18 protein-coding genes and 1 pseudogene are annotated in these 17627 nt (G+C 64.8%); 9 read left to right on the forward strand and 10 right to left on the reverse strand.

Going from position 1 to position 17627, the window contains the following annotated elements:
- Positions 1 to 2 precede the first annotated feature (2 nt).
- The 3 genes from VOI21_RS07740 to VOI21_RS07750 form a co-directional block, all read right to left on the reverse strand.
- Positions 3 to 1970, reverse strand: a complete 1968-nt coding sequence (locus VOI21_RS07740; RefSeq protein ID WP_323769214.1) for a heme lyase CcmF/NrfE family subunit — start codon at positions 1968 to 1970, stop codon at positions 3 to 5.
- Between the two features lie 86 nt (positions 1971 to 2056).
- Positions 2057 to 2620 (reverse strand): holin family protein, encoded by a 564-nt coding sequence (locus VOI21_RS07745; protein ID WP_323769215.1) that lies wholly within the window; start codon positions 2618 to 2620, stop codon positions 2057 to 2059.
- Positions 2611 to 3234 (reverse strand): holin-associated N-acetylmuramidase, encoded by a 624-nt coding sequence (locus tag VOI21_RS07750; RefSeq protein ID WP_323769216.1) that lies wholly within the window; start codon positions 3232 to 3234, stop codon positions 2611 to 2613. Before VOI21_RS07750 ends, VOI21_RS07745 begins: the two co-directional genes overlap by 10 nt.
- A gap of 83 nt (positions 3235 to 3317) precedes the next feature.
- Here VOI21_RS07750 and VOI21_RS07755 point away from each other — a divergent pair.
- A pseudogene (locus VOI21_RS07755) lies at positions 3318 to 3731 on the forward strand (cupin domain-containing protein); the annotation flags it as partial.
- Positions 3732 to 3804: 73 nt separating this feature from the next.
- On the opposite strand, the gene VOI21_RS07760 reads toward VOI21_RS07755, so the two are convergent.
- The 4 genes from VOI21_RS07760 to zwf form a co-directional block, all read right to left on the reverse strand.
- A complete protein-coding gene (locus VOI21_RS07760) occupies positions 3805 to 4356 on the reverse strand; it encodes a PRC-barrel domain-containing protein (RefSeq protein WP_323769217.1) in 552 nt (183 codons plus the stop codon).
- Between the two features lie 90 nt (positions 4357 to 4446).
- Entirely contained in the window at positions 4447 to 6030 is a 1584-nt protein-coding gene (gene pgi / locus VOI21_RS07765) for a glucose-6-phosphate isomerase (RefSeq protein WP_323769218.1), read from the reverse strand.
- A 96-nt stretch (positions 6031 to 6126) separates the two neighbouring features.
- Positions 6127 to 6804, reverse strand: a complete 678-nt coding sequence (gene pgl, locus VOI21_RS07770) for a 6-phosphogluconolactonase (RefSeq protein ID WP_323769219.1) — start codon at positions 6802 to 6804, stop codon at positions 6127 to 6129.
- 15 nt (positions 6805 to 6819) lie between these two features.
- Positions 6820 to 8274 carry a glucose-6-phosphate dehydrogenase gene (gene zwf, locus VOI21_RS07775; RefSeq protein ID WP_323769220.1) on the reverse strand — a complete coding sequence of 485 codons (1455 nt, stop codon included), beginning with the start codon at positions 8272 to 8274 and terminating at the stop codon, positions 6820 to 6822.
- Positions 8275 to 8482: 208 nt separating this feature from the next.
- On the opposite strand from zwf, the gene VOI21_RS07780 reads away from it, so the two are divergent.
- The 5 genes from VOI21_RS07780 to VOI21_RS07800 all read left to right on the forward strand — a co-directional run bounded on the left by VOI21_RS07780 (position 8483) and on the right by VOI21_RS07800 (position 12756).
- Entirely contained in the window at positions 8483 to 9430 is a 948-nt protein-coding gene (locus VOI21_RS07780; protein WP_323769221.1) for a radical SAM protein, read from the forward strand.
- Positions 9427 to 9792, forward strand: coding sequence for a hypothetical protein (locus tag VOI21_RS07785; RefSeq protein ID WP_323769222.1), 366 nt, complete (start codon positions 9427 to 9429; stop codon positions 9790 to 9792). Before VOI21_RS07780 ends, VOI21_RS07785 begins: the two co-directional genes overlap by 4 nt.
- A 94-nt stretch (positions 9793 to 9886) precedes the next feature.
- Positions 9887 to 10828: a nucleoside hydrolase gene (locus tag VOI21_RS07790; RefSeq protein WP_323769223.1), complete on the forward strand. Its 942-nt coding sequence runs from the start codon at positions 9887 to 9889 to the stop codon at positions 10826 to 10828.
- On the forward strand, positions 10825 to 11271 hold the full coding sequence (locus tag VOI21_RS07795; RefSeq protein WP_323769224.1) for a GNAT family N-acetyltransferase: 447 nt from the start codon (positions 10825 to 10827) through the stop codon (positions 11269 to 11271). Before VOI21_RS07790 ends, VOI21_RS07795 begins: the two co-directional genes overlap by 4 nt.
- Positions 11272 to 11337: 66 nt before the next feature.
- Positions 11338 to 12756, forward strand: coding sequence for a protein adenylyltransferase SelO (locus tag VOI21_RS07800; RefSeq protein WP_323769225.1), 1419 nt, complete (start codon positions 11338 to 11340; stop codon positions 12754 to 12756).
- Between the two features lie 95 nt (positions 12757 to 12851).
- Here the strand turns inward: VOI21_RS07800 and VOI21_RS07805 are convergent, their stop codons facing one another.
- Complete coding sequence (locus VOI21_RS07805) at positions 12852 to 13763, reverse strand: DMT family transporter (RefSeq protein ID WP_323769226.1); 912 nt, start codon at positions 13761 to 13763, stop codon at positions 12852 to 12854.
- A 158-nt stretch (positions 13764 to 13921) separates the two neighbouring features.
- Between VOI21_RS07805 and VOI21_RS07810 the strand changes: the two genes are divergently transcribed.
- The 3 genes from VOI21_RS07810 to VOI21_RS07820 are packed head-to-tail and all read left to right on the forward strand — an operon-like array spanning position 13922 to position 16132.
- On the forward strand, positions 13922 to 14785 hold the full coding sequence (locus VOI21_RS07810; RefSeq protein ID WP_323769227.1) for a tellurite resistance TerB family protein: 864 nt from the start codon (positions 13922 to 13924) through the stop codon (positions 14783 to 14785).
- A 10-nt stretch (positions 14786 to 14795) separates the two neighbouring features.
- Positions 14796 to 15722, forward strand: a complete 927-nt coding sequence (locus VOI21_RS07815) for a DMT family transporter (RefSeq protein WP_323769228.1) — start codon at positions 14796 to 14798, stop codon at positions 15720 to 15722.
- Complete coding sequence (locus VOI21_RS07820; protein ID WP_323769229.1) at positions 15719 to 16132, forward strand: Fur family transcriptional regulator; 414 nt, start codon at positions 15719 to 15721, stop codon at positions 16130 to 16132. The genes VOI21_RS07815 and VOI21_RS07820 overlap by 4 nt, the downstream gene beginning before the upstream one ends.
- A 345-nt stretch (positions 16133 to 16477) precedes the next feature.
- Here the strand turns inward: VOI21_RS07820 and VOI21_RS07825 are convergent, their stop codons facing one another.
- Both VOI21_RS07825 and VOI21_RS07830 read right to left on the reverse strand, forming a co-directional pair.
- Positions 16478 to 16828, reverse strand: a complete 351-nt coding sequence (locus tag VOI21_RS07825; RefSeq protein ID WP_323769230.1) for a hypothetical protein — start codon at positions 16826 to 16828, stop codon at positions 16478 to 16480.
- Positions 16829 to 16913: 85 nt separating this feature from the next.
- Positions 16914 to 17624, reverse strand: a complete 711-nt coding sequence (locus VOI21_RS07830) for an alanyl-tRNA editing protein (RefSeq protein ID WP_323769231.1) — start codon at positions 17622 to 17624, stop codon at positions 16914 to 16916.
- Positions 17625 to 17627 lie beyond the last annotated feature (3 nt).

Genomic DNA, 17627 nt, shown 5'->3' on the forward strand with positions numbered 1-17627 from the left:
CATCATTCCGCAGGCACCCCCTGCACCGGGGCCGCCTTGCGCGCGCCCGCCGCGATCCGGTAACGACGGTCGCTGAGGCTCAGGCCCCCGCCAAGCGCCATCAGGATGGCCCCGCCCCAGATCCAGTTAGCCAGCGGCTTGATATAGACCCGCATGACCCAGCCGCCGCCGTCCTGTGCATCGCCGATCACCACATAGACGTCACGCATGAACCGATAGTCGATGGCGGCCTCTGTCGTGGGCATCTGCGCCACCGGGTAGATGCGTTTTTCCGGGCTCAGCACAGCAACTTCGCGCCCCGCCTTGGTGACCAGCACCTGCCCCATGGTCGAGATATAGTTGGGCCCCTGCACGCGCTGCACGTCTTGCAGGGTGAACTCATAGGCACCAACCTCGTATGGGGCGTTCAGACCGGCAACGCGGATGTCCTCTTGTTGCCAGGCCAGCATCCCGGCGATGCCCAGCATGGTCACCCCAAGGCCCGAGTGCGCCACCGCCTTGCCCCATTCAGAGCGCGGCAGCCGGAACAGGCGTGACAGGTCGCGATTCTGGCCGGTGCGGCTGATCAGGTCGGTTGCGGCACCCGCGACCAGCCATGTGCCAAGGAATACACCAATCGGCCCCATCAGACTGCGCCCGGACTGCATCGCCCAGACCAGCCCCATCAGCGCCACGGCCAGCCCGAAGGCGGGCAGCAAAGCCCGGAACACCCGGCCCAGCTTGCCCCGTTTCCAGCTGATCATCGCGCCAATCGGCATGATCAGCCCCAGCACCACCATGAAAGGCGTAAAGGCCATGTTGAAGAACGGCGCACCAACCGACAATTTCCGGTCAAACAGCATCTCCGCCACAAAGGGCCACATGGTGCCGACAAAGACCACAAAGCTGGAGACCGCCAGCAGGATATTGTTCGCCACCAGCGCGCTCTCGCGGCTGACAACGCCAAAGACGCCTTTCGCCTCCATCGCCTGCGCCCGCGCCGCAAACAGCGTCAGCGCGCCGCCGGTGAAGAACAGTAGGATATAGAGGATGAACTGCCCGCGCACCGGGTCGTTGGCAAAGGCATGGACGGAGGTCAGCAAGCCAGAGCGCACGATAAACGTCCCGATCAGCGAGAACCCAAAGGCAAGGATCGCCAGCAGGATCGTCCAGCTTTTGAGCGACTCACGCTTTTCCACCACGATGGCGGAATGCAGCAGAGCAGCCGCAAAGAGCCAAGGCATGAAAGAGGCATTTTCCACCGGGTCCCAGAACCAGAAACCGCCCCAGCCAAGCTCATAATAGGCCCACCACGATCCCAGCGCGATGCCGATGGTCAGGAAAATCCACGCGGCCAACGTCCAGGGCCGCACCCAGCGCCCCCAAGCCGCATCAACGCGCCCCTCGATCAGGGCGGCAACCGCAAAGCTGAAGCAGATCGAAAGCCCGACATAGCCCAGATACAGGAACGGCGGGTGAAAGGCCAAACCTGGGTCCTGCAACAGCGGGTTGAGGTCGGTGCCGTTGATCGGCGCGACGGACAACCGCTGAAACGGGTTCGAGGTGAACAGGATAAAGGCGTAGAACGCCGCCGAGATAGAGCTTTGCACCGCCAGCACCCGCGCCCGCAGCGTCGGTGGCACGTTGGACCCGAACCATGCGGCACAGGCCCCGAACAGCGCCAGAATCAGCACCCAGAGCAGCATGGACCCTTCGTGGTTCCCCCATACGCCCGAGATCTTGTAGAGCATCGGCTTGTCGGAATGGCTGTTCTCATAGACGATCCGCAGCGTGAAATCGGACACCACAAAGGCGTGGGTCAGCGCCGCGAAACTGGCCGCAACCAGCAGGAATTGCAGCGTTGCCGCCGGTTCCCCAACCGCCATCCACCCCGGCCAACGCTTATGCGCGCCGATCATTGGCATGACCATTTGAACAATCGAGACCAGGAAGGCCAGGATGAGGGCGAAATGTCCGAGCTCTGTAATCATGAACCGGACTATAGGGCCACGAAAAATGCGGGCCAATCGAAATCGGCCCGCAGAACAGATCACAATGTCGCAATGTATGGCCCGGCTCAGCCGCGCCCGTCCCGCCAATCCGCCAGCGCCGGGTTGTCAGCGGGCACGTCGTAACTGGCCGGTTCCAGCGGGGCCTCGCCCACAGGTGTCACATCGCGCAACGCCTCGACGTCGCGCACGGTCTGCACCACCTGCGGCACCGCCGCCATGGTCGCGGCCAGATCGCGCTGGAAATCCTGCCCTTTAGCATGATGTCGCGCACCAAAGTAAAAGCTGACAATGGCCGCCAGCAGCCACCACAACGGCTCTGGCACCAGCGAGATGCCCGCCATGCGCGCCGCGAACCACACCGGGTCAACCATCGCCGCCACAAACAACCCCAGCGTGCCCAGCGCCATAGCGGGGCGCGGCACCCGGTTCAGCGCATCCATGAAGCGGTCGAACCAACCCCGGCGCACGACCCGGAATTCTCCGGCCATCTGCGCCAGCGCCGCGCCCTGCGCGTCATGGCCGCGCTGCGCCTGCGCTTCGGCGTTGACGCGAAACACTTCTGCGGTTTCGGCCACCACGTTGCGACCAGAGCCGAACAGCGCGCCAAAGATCTGACCAATCAACCCCATGCCGCCACCCGGGCCTGAAACTCGGCCTCCGACAGGTGGTATCGGGGCGAGATGAACGCCTCGGCCCGCTTGATCCAGCCGCCCTTGCCGCCGGCGCGAGTGCGCGCGTATTTACGTGACGCAGGCCGGTTGTCAGCGATGCGGAAATAGTAGTTCCGCCGCGCGATCCCATAGGCGTCGACCATATGGCCGGGGGCCTTGGCATAGGCGCGCACCGTCGCCGCGATGGTCTGCGGGCCAATCGCGCCGTCCACGCTCACCTCTTCGCCCATCTGTTTCAGCAGGCGTTGCAGGATCTTCACCGCATTGCCGCCCGCGTTCACATACATGTCGAACACCGTCTCATGCAGTGGCTCCGGCAGTTCGGCGATGCGCGGTTTCACGAAGTAATGCGTCAGAAAGATCGTCACCGCCTGCTCGCGGGTGATCTGGCGCACGTCTTCGGCATCCACCCGCCCGTCCCCGGTCAGATCAAGGCCCAGACGCCGCATCGTGTGGATCGTTACGCCGTATTTCGTCGCCCCGCCGGGATCGTCGGGGTCGTTGACATAGCCGCCCTCTCGGGCAACGATTTCTTCAGCCATCCTGCGGACTTCGGTCGTCAGAGTCGACATTTTGTCTCTCCTGCTCGGTTTTCTGTCGATGGCCAAAAGGTGCGCTTGCGGCGTTAACCAAACCTCAGAGGACCGTACGTTGCATGACCGCAGATGAGATCATTGCCCTGCTGAACCTCACCCCTCATCCCGAGGGCGGGCATTATCGCCAGACATGGGAGGCGGCGGGCGAAGGGCGTTCTGCCGGAACCTGCATCTATTTTCTGTTGAAAGCGGCAGAGCGCAGCCATTGGCACCGTGTCGATGCCGGCGAAATCTGGCATTTCTATTCCGGCGCGCCGCTGCGCCTGATGCGCGCGCCCACCAAGGATGGCCCGCGTCAGGACATGATCCTTGGCCCCGATCTGGGGGCCGGGCAACGCCCGCAGGGCATTGTGGAACCGGGCCATTGGCAGGCTGCCGAAACCCTTGGCGACTGGACGCTGGTCGGCTGCACCGTCTCACCGGGGTTTCGGTTCGAAGGGTTCGAACTGGCCGCACCGGGCTTTGACATCCCGACCCAAGGCCGCAACGGCAAACGCCCGGGGACTTGCCCCGGGCGTCGCTGGTTAACTGAAAGCGTCAGTCAGGTCACTCGACCTTTTCCATCTCGGTCAGTTGCTCACTGGTGTACGGCGTCACGACAGCATAGCTTGCCTCGTCCACCGTCACCATGCGGGTGTCGTCCAGCGGCAACAGAACAAGCGTGTCGCCCATCCCGAGAAAGCCGCCAACCTCGGCCACAAGACCGGTGATCTTGCCGTCTTCCGACAGGACGATGTCATCCACGGACCCGATCCGGGTCCATTCATCGGCCACGTCCTCGTAGTTCACCATCGGGTCCCAATCGACCTGTTCCTCAGCCGACAGCGTGTAGATCGGCGAACCGATAATCACAGAAGCCTTGGCAGAGGCCATCAGGCCAATCGAGGGCCCGGTGTCCATCTTGTCCGTGCCCATTTTGGGCGCAACCGGATCCGCGTCTTCGGCCATATCAGTGGCCATCGGATCAACCGTATCGGCCTGTTCCATCGGCACCGGGTCAGTGGCCGGGTCCATTGTGTCTCCGGTCGCGTGGCTTTCGGCCAGCGCGAGGGCGGGAACGAGGGCAGTCGTTGCGACGGTCAGCATAAAGCGTGTCATGGCGATCTCCTTTGTTTCGTTCGATCTGCCTTGAAAACGCGTGCTTTTTCACCTTCGTTCCCGGAAAAGTTTTTTCCTTTTGATGGAACTTCAACCGCGCCCGTGCGTATGCACGAACTTCAGCAATTGGGCGGTTGAGCCGTCTTTACCGTCGGTCTTCTGGTCCCCCGTCACCATCGGTCCCAATGCGGTGGCCAGTTCCTTGCCAAGCTCGACCCCCCACTGGTCGAAAGAGTTGATGCCAAGGATCACCCCCTCGACAAACACCCGGTGTTCATACAGCGCCACGATCTTGCCCAGCGTCTCGGGGTCCAGCAGCGGATAGATCAGCGTGGTGGACGGGCGGTTGCCCGGGAACACCCGGTGCCGCGCCTGCCGTTCCAATTCATCGCCCTCGAATTTGTCCGCCACCTTGCCTCGCGCTTCGTCCAGCGACCGGCCGCGCATCAGCGCCTCGGACTGCGCAAGGCAGTTGGCCACCAGTAGGTCGTGATGATGCTTCAGGTCCGGCTCATGGCCTTGGGCCGCCAGCATGAACTCTGCCGGGATCACGCGCGTGCCCTGATGGATCAACTGGTAAAAGGCGTGCTGGCCGTTGGTGCCCGGCTCGCCCCAGACCACAGGGCCTGAATTGTAGGGCAGATCGGTGCCGTCCATGCTGACGCCCTTGCCATTACTCTCCATCTCCAGCTGTTGCAGGTAGGCGGGCAGCCGCATCAAACGGTTGTCATAGGGCAGCACCACGCGCGAGGCATGGCCCAGCACCTGATTGTGCCAAATGCCCACCAGTGCCAGCAGCACCGGCAGGTTTTCTGCCAAAGGCGCGGACTGGAAATGCCGGTCCATCTTCATGCCGCCGGTCAGGAAAGCGCGGAAATTCTCCGGCCCCACCGCCAGCATCAGCGACAGGCCAATCGGCCCCCAGACAGAATAGCGCCCGCCAACCCAGTCCTCAAAGCCAAAGACACGCTCCGCCGGAATGCCGAACTCACCCGCCTTTTCAAGGTTCGACGACAGTGCCACAAACTTGCCTGCGTCCGAAACACCATTTGCCGCCAGCCACGCCTTGGCGCTGCGGGCATTGGTCAGGGTCTCGATGGTGGTGAAGGTCTTGGAGGCGACAATGAACAGCGTTGTTGCCGGATTACACGCCTTCAGCGTATCGGTGATATCCGCGCCATCGACGTTGGACACAAAATGCGTGCGCGGCCCGTCGTGATAGGGGGCCAGCGCCAGAACCGCCATGACCGGACCAAGGTCCGACCCGCCGATACCGATATTCACAACGTCGGTGATGTCAGAGCCACGGATTTCATCCGCCAGCGTCTCCATCCGGCCCAGCGTCTCCAGCACCGGCGGCATCACATCCACGCCGTCCACCTTGACCGTCGCGCCATCAAGATTGCGCAACGCGGTGTGCAGCACCGCCCGCCCCTCGGTCTCGTTGATCTTTTCGCCGCCGAACATGGCGTCGCGTCGGGCCGCCACGCCGCGCGCTTCGGCCAGCGCCAGCAGCGCCGCGCGCGCCTTGTCGTCGATCTGCGTCTTGGAATAGTCGAACAGCAGACCCTCCGCCGCGAGGCTAAACGCCTCCGCGCGGCCCGTGTCCTCGAACAGCGCCTCGATCCGGCGATCGCCCTGTGCGGCTGCCAGTGCCTTGAGATCTTCGAACATCGTGCCCCCTTGCCCGCCCTTATGGCGGTGCTCTTCATTCCGTCTGACCGCCCTTCTGCGGGCGGCATGTCACAGCATTACGGTGATCCGCCGCCGTCAGGCAGCCCAATGCACCACGGCATCGGCAAGGACCGCGTTGATCGGGGCCTCCAGTGGCGGTTTCCCGCGCGCCGCCTCCAGCACCGCGCGTTTTTCGGCACCATAGATCAGAACGTGTTTCTTCATCGCGCCGTTCAGCACCGGCGCGGTCAGGGTGATGCGCGGCTCCGGCGCGCCGGGCGCACGCATCGGCAACAGAATCGGCGCCTTTGACGACAACGCCTCTTCCAGCAGATCCGCCCCCGGAAAGATCGAGGCCGTGTGCATGTCCGCGCCCATACCCAGCAGAACCACCGCCAGCGGCAGTTCCTCAGCAATCGGCGCGGCCAATGCGTCCAGCGCACCCTCGGGCTGCGGCGCATCGGCGTAGAGCGGCAGGTAACGCGCCTTGGCGGCGCGATTTACCAGCAGCCGCTCCCGCAGCAACCCCGTGTTCGACCGCGGGCTGTCCTCCGGCACCCAGCGTTCGTCCGTCAGCAAAACGTCCACCCGCGACCAGTCCAGATCCGCCGCGCAAAGGTGATCAAACACCGGTCCGGGCGAGGTGCCGCCCGGCACGGCAAACGCCACGCGGTCCTCATGTCCCAAGGCCGCCCGCAGGTCCCCCGCCAATTGGTTGGCAAGGTCGATGACCAGCATTTCGCGGTCCTGATACTCGACGAATTCATAGCTCATGACAGGCCTTCCCTGTTACGCCCGGATCTCCCGCCACCGGCGTCCGTCCCGGTGCATCAGCATCAGCGCGTCTTCCGGCCCCGCCGTGCCCGCATCATAGGGCTTGGGCACTTCGCCCCGGCTCTGCCAGCCGGCGATGATCGGATCGGTCCAGGCCCAGGCCGCCTCGACCTCGTCGCCGCGCATGAACAGGGTCTGATTGCCCCGGATCACGTCCATAATCAACCGCTCATAGGCATCCGTCACCTCTTCGGCCTCTGGTCCCAGCGCCTCGGCAAAGGTCATGTCCAGCGGCACATCCACCAGACGCATCCCGCCCAGCCCCGGTTCCTTGATGGTCACATCCAGCGTCATGCCCTCATTCGGTTGCAGCCGGATCGACAGCACATTGCGATGGCGGCCCGATTCCGGGTCAAAGATCGAATGCGGCGCGTCCTTGAACACCACCGCGATCTCACTTGTCCGCGCACGCAGCTTTTTGCCGGTGCGCAGGTAAAACGGCGTGCCTGCCCAACGCCAGTTCGAGATATGGCATTTCATCGCGACAAAGCTTTCGGTGGTCGATCGCGGGTTGTCCACATGCACCCGATACCCCGGCTGGTTGTCGTCGGCATCGTACTGACCACGCACGATGTGGTGGTAATCCACCGGGTCCAGTGCGCGGATCACCTTCAGCTTTTCGTCGCGCACCGAATCCGGCTCAAACCGCGCGGGCGGCTCCATCGCGATCAGGCACAAAAGCTGCATCAGGTGGTTCTGCACCATGTCCCGCATCGCACCGGATTTGTCGTAATAGCCGCCGCGCCCGCCCACATCGACGGTTTCGGCCACGGTAATCTGGATGTGATCGACGTATTGCGCGTTCCACAGCGGCTCAAACAGCATATTGCCAAAGCGGACCGCCATCAGGTTCTGAACCGTTTCCTTGCCCAGATAGTGGTCGATCCGGTAAATCTGATCCTCGGCAAAATGCTGACGCAGCGTGGCGTTCAGTGCCTTGGCGCTGGCCAGATCGTGGCCAAAGGGCTTTTCAACCACCACGCGGCTGTCATCATCGGCCAGACCGAAATGCCGCAGCCGTTCCGCCAGCGCGCCAAACAGCGACGGCGCGACAGAGAAATAGAACGCGCGCACAAACCCGTCCCGCAGGTGGCCTTTCAGCGCCTCCCAGCCACCATCGCCCATGGCATCGACGGCCTCATAGTCGACTCGTTCAAGGAATTGCTCCAGCGTGCCGTCCTCGCAGTGACGCCCGCCACCGAATTCGGCCACCGCCTCGGACACCATCTGGCGAAAGCCCGCTGTGTCCATCTCGCTGCGTGCCGCGCCCAGAATACGGGCATCCTCGGGCATCTGTCCGCTGCAAAAGCGCCGGAACAGGCCCGGCAAAATCTTGCGGCGGGCCAGATCGCCCGTCGCCCCGAAGATTACCAGGTCGAAAGGCTCGACCGGAATAACGCGTGAAACCATGAGTCCCGTGCCTTTCCTGTTTGGTCGCCTGTGCCACTCCGGCACCCGCTGTTAGCGCTAACGACCCTTGTCACGCTCCGAATACCGCATGTGCAACCAAAAGTCTAACACCCATGTGAAGCTTCACAATGGCGTCAGGCAAAATCTTCGGACTGGCCCCCGCCATGCCGACCGAATAGGCCAAAGTAGCAGACACGAAGGACGATCCATGAAAGACACGGTTGCCGCCAACGAAGGCAAGTTCAAAGACCCGGACGTCACCGCAAAGGGTGAAACGCGCGCCAAAGTGGCCCTCAGCGATCCCCAGACGCTCTGGTTCAATACCGGGACGTTGTGCAACATCGCCTGTCTGAATTGCTACATCGAAAGCTCGCCGGAAAACGACAGCCTCGTCTATATCACCGCCGATGAGGTCACGTCTTACCTTGACCAGCTCGACGCCCGGAACTGGGGTGTGACCGAGATCGGGTTTACCGGCGGCGAGCCGTTCATGAATCCCCAGATGATCGACATGGCGGCCCGCTGTCTGGAACGCGGCTATCGGGTGCTGATCCTGACCAACGCCATGCGCCCGATGATGCGCCCGGCAATGCGGGCGGGGCTGGAGTCGTTGCAGGCCGACCACGCGGATCGCCTGACCCTGCGAATCTCGCTCGACCATTGGTCGCCCACGAATCATGACGCCGAACGCGGCACCGGCACCTTCAACAAGACGCTGGACGGTATGCGCTGGCTGCGCGACGCGGGCATCGCCATGACTGTGGCGGGCCGCAGCATGTGGGACGAGGCCGAATCCGACGCGCGCGCAGGCTTTGCCCGCCTGTTCGCAACCGAAGGCTTTGCCATCGACGCCGCCGACCCCGGCCAATGCGTGCTGTTCCCGGAAATGGACATGACCGTCGAAGTCCCCGAGATCACAACCGACTGCTGGGGCATCCTTGGCAAATCGCCCAAGGACGTGATGTGTTCCTCCTCGCGCATGGTGGTCAAACGCAAGGGCGCGGCCAGCCCCTCGGTCGTGGCCTGCACCCTGCTGCCCTACGACCCACAATTCGACATGGGTGAAACGCTGGAACAGGCAGAGGCCGCCGTGCCGCTCAACCACCCCCATTGCGCCAAGTTCTGCGTATTGGGCGGGGCAAGCTGCTCTGCATGACCGCGCGCGACACCTTCCAGCCACTGCTGGACGCCTATGTCGCGGCCTATATATCCGGCGACGCCGACGGCTGCGCCGCCTGCTTTACAGCTGACGCCCGGATGCTGTCCCCCTATGCGCCGCCCGCGCTTGGTCGGGCCGCAATTGCCACGCTGCATGCTGACTGGGTGACGGACGGCCACGGCAAGGCACTGATCCTGACGGACGGCGGGCGCGACGGTGATCTGGGTTGGGGTCTTGCAGAGTTCTCCGAGGGCGCGGCAACAGGCAGCGGCATAACCCTGTGCGTGTTCCAGCGTCAGCCGGATAGCGGCTGGCTGATCCACATGTGCAGCCTGACCGCCACGGACCCGGCGGACTGACACCGCCCCCGGCGAACCCTTGCCGACGCAGCGATCCATCTTGCACAGCCCCGGTTCGCGTGCGACTGCTCCGGCACCAAGCAGGAGATCCCGGATGGCCCCGAAAAAGATCATCATCGACACCGATCCCGGCCAGGACGACGCCGTCGCCATCCTGTTGGCCCTCGCCTCTCCCGAAGAGATCGAGGTTCTGGGAATCACTTCCGTCGCGGGCAACGTGCCGCTGGCGCTGACCACCCTCAACGCCCGCAAGGTCTGCGAACTGGCGGGCAAGCCCGATACACTTGTCTTTGCAGGCTGCGATCGTCCGCTGGCGCATACACTCGTCACCGCCGAACATGTCCACGGCAAAACCGGCCTCGACGGTCCCGACCTGCCAGAGCCGACCATGCCCGTTCAGGACCAACACGCCGTCGATTTCATCATCGACACCCTGCGCACGCAGCCCTCTGGCGCCGTCACCCTCTGCCCGCTGGGGCCGCTGACCAATATCGCCACCGCGCTGCAAAAAGCCCCCGAGATCGCCGCCCGCATCCGTGAGATCGTGCTGATGGGCGGCGCTTATTTTGAGGTCGGCAACATCACACCGGCAGCTGAGTTCAACATCTACGTCGATCCCGAAGCCGCTGAAATCGTGTTCAAATGCGGCGCGCCGATCACCGTGATGCCGCTGGATGTCACCCATAAGGCGCTGGTCACAACCGCCCGGAATGAGGCGTTCCGCGCGCTTGGCACCGATGTCGGCTATGCGGTCGCCCAGATGACCGATTTCTTCGAACGCTTCGACAAGGAGAAATACGGCTCGGACGGCGCGCCGCTGCATGATCCCTGCGTGACCGCCTACCTGATACAGCCCGGCCTTTTCACCGGACGCTTCGTCAACGTCGAGATCGAGACCCAATCAGACCTGACACGCGGCATGACCGTCGCCGACTGGTGGCACGTCACCGACCGCCCCCGCAACGCCACCTTCATGGGCGACATCGACGCGGACGGCTTTTTCGCCCTGCTGACGGAAAGACTGGCGCGGCTATGAAATCGCTTCATCTGGCCGGTGAGGAAGACGCCGATAAGCTGCTGTCCCTTGTCGCCGCCTTTCACGCCGAAATGGGCTTTGACACCACCGAGGAACACCGCACCGGGGCCATCGCCCCGCTGCTGAGCGGATCGCCTCATGGGGCGGTCTGGCTGGTCGGCCCGCGCCGCGCGCCGGTGGGCTATATCGTGCTGACCTTTGGCTGGTCGGTGGAGTTTGGCGGGCTGGATGCCATCGTGGACGAATTGTACATCCGCCCCGCTGTGCGCGGGCGCGGCATGGGGCTAGAGGCGCTGGACGGCATCGCCAAGGCGATGAAACCGGCAGGCGTGCGCGCCCTGCACCTTGAAGTCGACCGGCAGGACGAACGCGCCCACCGCTTTTACGGCCGCGCCCGGTTCAAACAGCGTGACCAATACCTGTTCATGTCGCGCGTTCTGTAACCCTGCGAGGGCAGATTTCCACCCTCCCCGCTGGCGCGACGCACCCGCTCCGCCTATATCGGGGGCATGACCCTGCACATCCCCTTTGACAACTCCTACGCCCGACTGCCCGATGGTTTCTTTGCCCGTCAGGGGCCGACCCCCGTCAAGGCCCCCAGCACCGTCGCCTTCAACGACGATCTGGCCGCCCTTCTGGGCATCACCGGCGCGGACGACCCGGCGCTGGCGGCGCATTTCGGCGGCAACGCGGTCCCCGAGGGGGCAGAGCCTTTGGCCCAGCTTTATGCAGGCCACCAGTTCGGCCAGTTCAACCCGCAGCTTGGCGATGGCCGCGCCCTGCTGCTGGGAGAGGTCGTGGGCACCGACGGCATCCGCCGCGACATTCAGCTCAAAGGCTCCGGCCCGACACCATTTTCCCGCCGGGGCGATGGCCGCGCGTGGCTGGGTCCGGTGCTGCGCGAATACGTGGTGTCAGAGGCGATGCACGCCCTTGGCATTCCGACCACTCGCGCGCTTGCCGCGATCCGCACTGGCCAAGAGGTCATCCGCGAACGCCCGCTGCCCGGTGCTGTCCTGACCCGCGTGGCGCAAAGCCATATCCGCGTCGGCACCTTTCAGGTGTTCGCCGCGCGACAGGACAACGACCGCCTGCAAAAGCTGTTCGACTACACGGTCGACCGCCACGACCCGCACGCCAAAGACCCGCTGGACCTGCTGACCGCCGTCATGGAACGGCAGGCCGATCTGGTCACCCGCTGGATGGCCGTGGGCTTTATCCATGGCGTCATGAACACCGACAATTGCGCCCTGTCGGGTGAGACCATCGACTATGGCCCCTGCGCCTTTATGGACAGCTATGACCCCGATACGGTGTTCAGTTCCATCGACCGTTTCGGGCGCTACGGCTATGCGGCACAGGCCGACATCATCGTCTGGAACATGGCGCAACTGGCCACCGCGCTGGTGCCGCTGATGCCCGATACCGACAAGGCCGTTGAGGATTTCACCAAGGCCATCCACACCATGCCCGACATGCTGCGCCAGCATTGGCGGCACCGCTTTGGGCAAAAGATCGGACTGGCCGAGGCGACACAGGACGATCTGCCCCTGATCGGTGACCTGCTGATGCTGATGTTTGAGAACAGCGCCGATTTCACCAACACCTTCCGCGCCTTGGCCGAAGGCGACGCCCGCGACCAGTTCACCGACCGCGCGGCTTTTGAAGCATGGCAGACCCGCTGGAAAACACGCCTTGAAACTGAGGACGACCCGCAGACCCTCATGCGCGCGGTGAACCCGGTGCTGATCCCGCGCAACCACCGCATCGAACAGATGATCGAGGCCGCAGTTGCAGGCGATGACGCGCCGTTCCACCGTCTGAACGCAGCCCTGGCAAAGCCTTTCGCCGCCGATGACGCCTATTCCGATTTGCGCCGTCCCCCGGCACAGGACGAACGTGTCCGCGCCACCTTCTGCGGCACCTGACAGCGCCGCAGACGTCAGGGCACCTGACAGGGCCGCAAACGTCAGGACACCTGACAGGGCCGCAGACCTCAGGACACCTGACAGGGCCGCAGACCTCAGGGCGCCGGAACCACCGGGTCCTTCCGGCTCTTGCGCCGCCGGTTGATCAGCACGATCCCGACGCCCACCAGCACCAGCGCGCCGAGGAACCCCAGACCCACAGGCTCGTCAAAGATCATCCAGCCAAACGCCACCGCCATCACCGGCGACAGAAAGCTGAAAGAGGCGATGTCAGAGGCCGGATAGATCCCCATCAGCCGCAGCCAGAACAAGAACCCCAAAGAGGCGACCAACACGCCAAAGCCCATCCCGAACAGGCTTAGCGCGTCCGGCTCCCGCAACAACGGCCCAAACAGCGGCGACACCGCGCACAGCACCACCGCGGACACCGCCAGTTGCCAGAACAACTGCCCTTCGGCGGGCAGTTCCGACACCCGCGTCAACCGCACCGTCAGCGCGATCCCCGCCCAGGACCAGGACGCCAGCAGCGCCAGAACATCGCCCCGGAAATCGCCCGCCCCCCGGCTCTCGGGGTTCGCCAGCGCCCAGGCCACGCCCGTCATCGCCAGCACCAGCCCCAAGGCGCGGCGCGGCGACAGCGCCTCGCCCGGCAGGGTGAAATGCGCCACCAGCGCCAGCCAGACCGGCATCGCGTAAAAAGTGATCGAGGCGCGTGAGACGCTGGTCAGATCCAGCGCCAGAAACAGGAAAATGAACTCTACGCTGAACAGCAGGCCCAGCATCAGCCCCGGCCACAGCGTCTGCCGCAGCCCGCCAACCCGCCGCCCGCTGAACCGCATCCACAGTGCCAGCACTCCCAGCGCCAGCAATGACCGCACCCCGGCGGCAAAGATCGGCCCAAAGCCGTCATTGGTGAATTTGATCGCCACTTGGTTAAAGGCCAGCAGCGTGGCGAAAACCACCATCCCCACCGCCCCGGCAAGGTCCATCTGTTGCTTGCGTTCCATGGCTCCTTGGACACCCGAGCAACCACAAGGTCAATCCGCCACCGACATGCGGCCACCGATACTTTGTGCGGATACTTCCCCTGTGCGAAAGCCCGTTCTTCTGCCACAGTCGGTCTCAACGCAGGACCGGCGCAGGACCGGCAAGGAGGAGAAGTCAAATGGGTCTCATGGGAACACTGGCCAAGGTGGCCATCGGATACGCCGCCGCACGCGGCGTCGACCGGCTTTCGGGCGGACAGGGGATGGGCTCGCTGCTGGGCGGTGGCGCGCAAGTGCCGGCCAAGACACAGGCCGCCTCGCTGCAGGCACAGATGGGCAAGCTCATGGGCGGCCAGATGCCAGAGGGCGGCGGCATGCAGGACATGATGGAGGCCATGCAAAAGGGCGGCATGGGGGGTATGGGCGCCATGTCCGGCGGGGCCTCGGGCGCCGCCAACCCGATGGCGGACATGATGAAATCGCTCCAGTCCGGCGGCCTCGACCTGTCGGCGATCATGGGCCGCGCGGGCACCGGCAAGGGTGAGGGCCTGTTGTCGCAACTGGGCGCGGGCGGCACCGGCATGGCGGGCATGTTCGCCGCCATGGCCGGGACCACCGCCGACGCACAGGGTCAGGGCGCCTCGGGGCTTCTGAACGCCATGACCGCGCAGGCCGCCCCGCCAGAGGCCGAAGAGGCCGCAGGCCTGATGCTGCGCGCGATGATTCAGGCCGCCAAAAGCGACGGCGACATCGACCGCGCCGAACAGGCCAAGATCCTCGAAACCCTCGGCGACGATGCCGACGCGTCGGATCGCGCGTTCATCCAGACCCAGCTTGCCGCCCCCGTCGACCCCGAGGCGCTGGCCTCTGACGTCCCCGAGTCGCAGCGCATGCAGGTCTATTCCGCCTCGCTCATGACCATCCGCGTCGACACCCAGGAAGAGGCGCAGTACCTCGACCGCCTCGCCAAGGCGATGCATCTGGATGAGGCGATGGTGAACATGCTGCACATGCAGATGGGCCTGCAACCGCTCTACGCCTGAGGCCCGCACCGTGACGCGCTCTCCTGCCTTCGGCCTCGGCCTTGCCTTGGCCGGGGCGCTCATCCTGACACCGGACGCGCTGTTGCTGCGTCTCTCCGGCATGGACGGGTTCCAGATGCTTGGCTGGCGCGGGCTGTGCATGGGCGTGATCTTTTTGACCGCATGGGGCCTGACAACCCGCGCGCCCCGCGCCGAGTTGCGCCGCCTCGCAGGCCCGACCGCCGCGATGGTGATCCTGTGCCATGCGCTCAACGCCACGCTGTTTCCGGTAGGCATCGCGGTCTCGCCGGTGGCCCCCGTGCTGCTGGGGGTGGCGACGGTGCCGGTCTGGTCGGCCCTGCTGTCCCGCGTGCTGCACGCCGAATCCACCTCGACCGCCACATGGGTCGCCATCGCGCTGGTGCTGGCCGGGCTGGGCTATGCCGTCACCGACACCGGCGCGGCGGCGCTGGACACCGCCTCGCTGGCCGGGGCCGCCTGCGGGCTTGGGGTGGCCCTCGCACTGGCGCTTAACTTCGTCACGCTGCGCCACAACCCGGACCTGCCACTGCTGCCGGCCATTGGCATCGGCGCGCTGATCGCAGGCACCGCAGGCTGGACCGTCACCGGCCCGGCGCAGATGACCGACGGCACCCTCTGGGCGATCCTCACAACCAGCATCGTGGTCCTCCCGCTGTCCTTCTTCGCCCTCAGTCAGGCCTCGCGCTACACCGCCGCCGCCAATGTCAGCCTGCTCCTGCTGCTGGAAACCGTGCTCGCCCCGCTCTGGGTCTGGATCGGCACCGGAGAGGCCCCCTCGCACCGCATGCTCATCGGCGGCGCGATTGTCGTGATCACCCTTGCCCTCTACGTCCTGCGCGCCCGGCGCGTTCGAGGCTTGGCCTCGCGCGCCGCTTTGCCTAAAACGACCCCAAGACAACTCACGCCGGGCCCATGACAGACACCATCGCCGAACGCTGCGCCGCCAAAGGCCTGCGCATGACAGAGCAGCGCCGCACCATCGCGGATGTGCTCGACAGCGCCACCGATCACCCGGACGTAGAGGACCTCTACGCCCGCGCCTCGGCGCGCGACCCGAATATCTCGATCGCCACGGTCTACCGTACCGTGAAACTCTTCGAAGAGGCAGGCATTCTCGAACGGGTCGATTTCGGCGACGGCCGCGCCCGCTACGAGGACGCGGAACGCGAACACCACGATCACCTGATCGACCTCAACAGCGGCGAAGTGATCGAATTCGTCGACCCCGAGATCGAGGCCCTGCAAGAAAAGATCGCCGAAAAACTCGGCTACACACTCAAGGGCCACCGCATGGAACTCTACGGCGTCCCGCTCAAGAAACGCTAACCCCCAACCACACCCACCGCCGATCTTCGTTCCGGAGCCATCCCTCGCCGCGCGGGCCGGTGGACGGTTTGGGACGCACGGGACAAGCCAAATCGCCGAGGGGCCCCGCCTGCGGGGAGACGGCTATTTGGCTTGGCGCGGGTGGCCCGAACCGTCAGGCCAAAAGCGGGTAGAGGGATGGGTCAGGGACGAAGATCTTCGTTCTGGTGAGTCCAGAAGCTGTGCCCGCTCTCACCCGCACCACAGCTTCAAGACACGTCACCCCACCACAGCGCCGCGCCGCAGGCGCTGAACCTGTGCGCGCAAGCGCGCCTTTGGATCACGCCAGCGCTCCCAATACTCCAATCAACACGACCCGCCATAGGTCTCCTGAAACGCAAGGTTCATACACATCGAGAAATGCGCCAGTTGCGCGCACTCCGGGTCGCGGTCAACATAGCGCACGATGGCCGTGGCGGCCTCGACGGCGGTCATGTCGGGCATCAGGCAATAGCCCATTTCCGCCGACAGCGGCATGTAATCCGCTCCGATCAGGCTAAACGCGCCCAAGGCCCCCTCCATCATGGCCTCGCAGGTCTCGCCGCCCGCGCGGCCCTGATGCAGGTCGCGGCAACTCTGGATAAAGGTCACGGTATCGACTTCGGCGGCAACAGGGGCGGCCGCCGCAAGGCCGCAAAAAATCAGGACAAGGCGCATTTCGAAATCCTCCGGTCTGAAACAGATCAATCCCGGCAGGATACCGCGCCGCGCCTGTTCTGCCCAGCCTGCGCCTGTTGCCCCCTCAGGCCAGCGCGATATGGACCCGGCGGTTCTGCTTGCCCTTGTTCTCGATCTTGCCCAGCTTCAGCGCGCCGATCTCTCCGGTGCGCGCCACATGGGTGCCGCCGCAGGGTTGCAGGTCCACCTGTTCGGTCCCGGTGCCGATCCGCACCAGACGGATCTGGCCCGCGCCGCGCGGCGGCTGCACCGACATGGTCTTGACCAGATCGGGCCGCGCGTCCAGTTCCGCCTCGGTGATCCAGCCGTCGCTGACCTCCAGATCGCGGTCCACCAGCCGGTTCAGCGCCGCCTCGATCCCGTCGCGGTCGTCCGGCGGGGTCGGCATCAGGAAATCCAGCCGCCCGGTGCCCGCCCCCACCTGCCCGCCGGTCACCGGCAGCGGCACCACCACGCTCAGCAGATGCAGCGCGGTGTGGATGCGCATGTGCCGGTGGCGGCGCTCCCAGTCCAGCACCTGCATCACCGGCGTGCCGACGGGGGGCAGCGACGCGGGCTCTGCAGGCACCAGAACCGATGCGCCCGCCTCACCCTTCAGGGTTGTGGCGATGGGCAGGCGCTGCCCGCCCCACTCCAGCCAGCCGCTGTCACCGGGCTGGCCGCCGCCGGTGGGGTAAAAGATCGCCTGCGACAGGACGATGCCGCCCTCGTCGGTCAGCGCCACCACCTCGGCGGGGGCATCCCGCAGATAAGGGTCTTCGCGGTACAGTTCCATGAT

The organism is Antarctobacter sp. (genome assembly GCF_034670325.1).
Classification (GTDB): domain Bacteria; phylum Pseudomonadota; class Alphaproteobacteria; order Rhodobacterales; family Rhodobacteraceae; genus Antarctobacter.

Coding starts and splice junctions, on each gene's coding strand:
- VOI21_RS07740 (WP_323769214.1), bottom strand. CDS start 1,970: ATGATTACAGAGCTCGGACATTTCGCCCTCATCCTGGCCTTCCTGGTC.
- VOI21_RS07745 (WP_323769215.1), bottom strand. CDS start 2,620: ATGGGGTTGATTGGTCAGATCTTTGGCGCGCTGTTCGGCTCTGGTCGC.
- VOI21_RS07750 (WP_323769216.1), bottom strand. CDS start 3,234: ATGTCGACTCTGACGACCGAAGTCCGCAGGATGGCTGAAGAAATCGTT.
- VOI21_RS07760 (WP_323769217.1), bottom strand. CDS start 4,356: ATGACACGCTTTATGCTGACCGTCGCAACGACTGCCCTCGTTCCCGCC.
- pgi (WP_323769218.1), bottom strand. CDS start 6,030: ATGTTCGAAGATCTCAAGGCACTGGCAGCCGCACAGGGCGATCGCCGG.
- pgl (WP_323769219.1), bottom strand. CDS start 6,804: ATGAGCTATGAATTCGTCGAGTATCAGGACCGCGAAATGCTGGTCATC.
- zwf (WP_323769220.1), bottom strand. CDS start 8,274: ATGGTTTCACGCGTTATTCCGGTCGAGCCTTTCGACCTGGTAATCTTC.
- VOI21_RS07780 (WP_323769221.1), top strand. CDS start 8,483: ATGAAAGACACGGTTGCCGCCAACGAAGGCAAGTTCAAAGACCCGGAC.
- VOI21_RS07785 (WP_323769222.1), top strand. CDS start 9,427: ATGACCGCGCGCGACACCTTCCAGCCACTGCTGGACGCCTATGTCGCG.
- VOI21_RS07790 (WP_323769223.1), top strand. CDS start 9,887: ATGGCCCCGAAAAAGATCATCATCGACACCGATCCCGGCCAGGACGAC.
- VOI21_RS07795 (WP_323769224.1), top strand. CDS start 10,825: ATGAAATCGCTTCATCTGGCCGGTGAGGAAGACGCCGATAAGCTGCTG.
- VOI21_RS07800 (WP_323769225.1), top strand. CDS start 11,338: ATGACCCTGCACATCCCCTTTGACAACTCCTACGCCCGACTGCCCGAT.
- VOI21_RS07805 (WP_323769226.1), bottom strand. CDS start 13,763: ATGGAACGCAAGCAACAGATGGACCTTGCCGGGGCGGTGGGGATGGTG.
- VOI21_RS07810 (WP_323769227.1), top strand. CDS start 13,922: ATGGGTCTCATGGGAACACTGGCCAAGGTGGCCATCGGATACGCCGCC.
- VOI21_RS07820 (WP_323769229.1), top strand. CDS start 15,719: ATGACAGACACCATCGCCGAACGCTGCGCCGCCAAAGGCCTGCGCATG.
- VOI21_RS07825 (WP_323769230.1), bottom strand. CDS start 16,828: ATGCGCCTTGTCCTGATTTTTTGCGGCCTTGCGGCGGCCGCCCCTGTT.
- VOI21_RS07830 (WP_323769231.1), bottom strand. CDS start 17,624: ATGGAACTGTACCGCGAAGACCCTTATCTGCGGGATGCCCCCGCCGAG.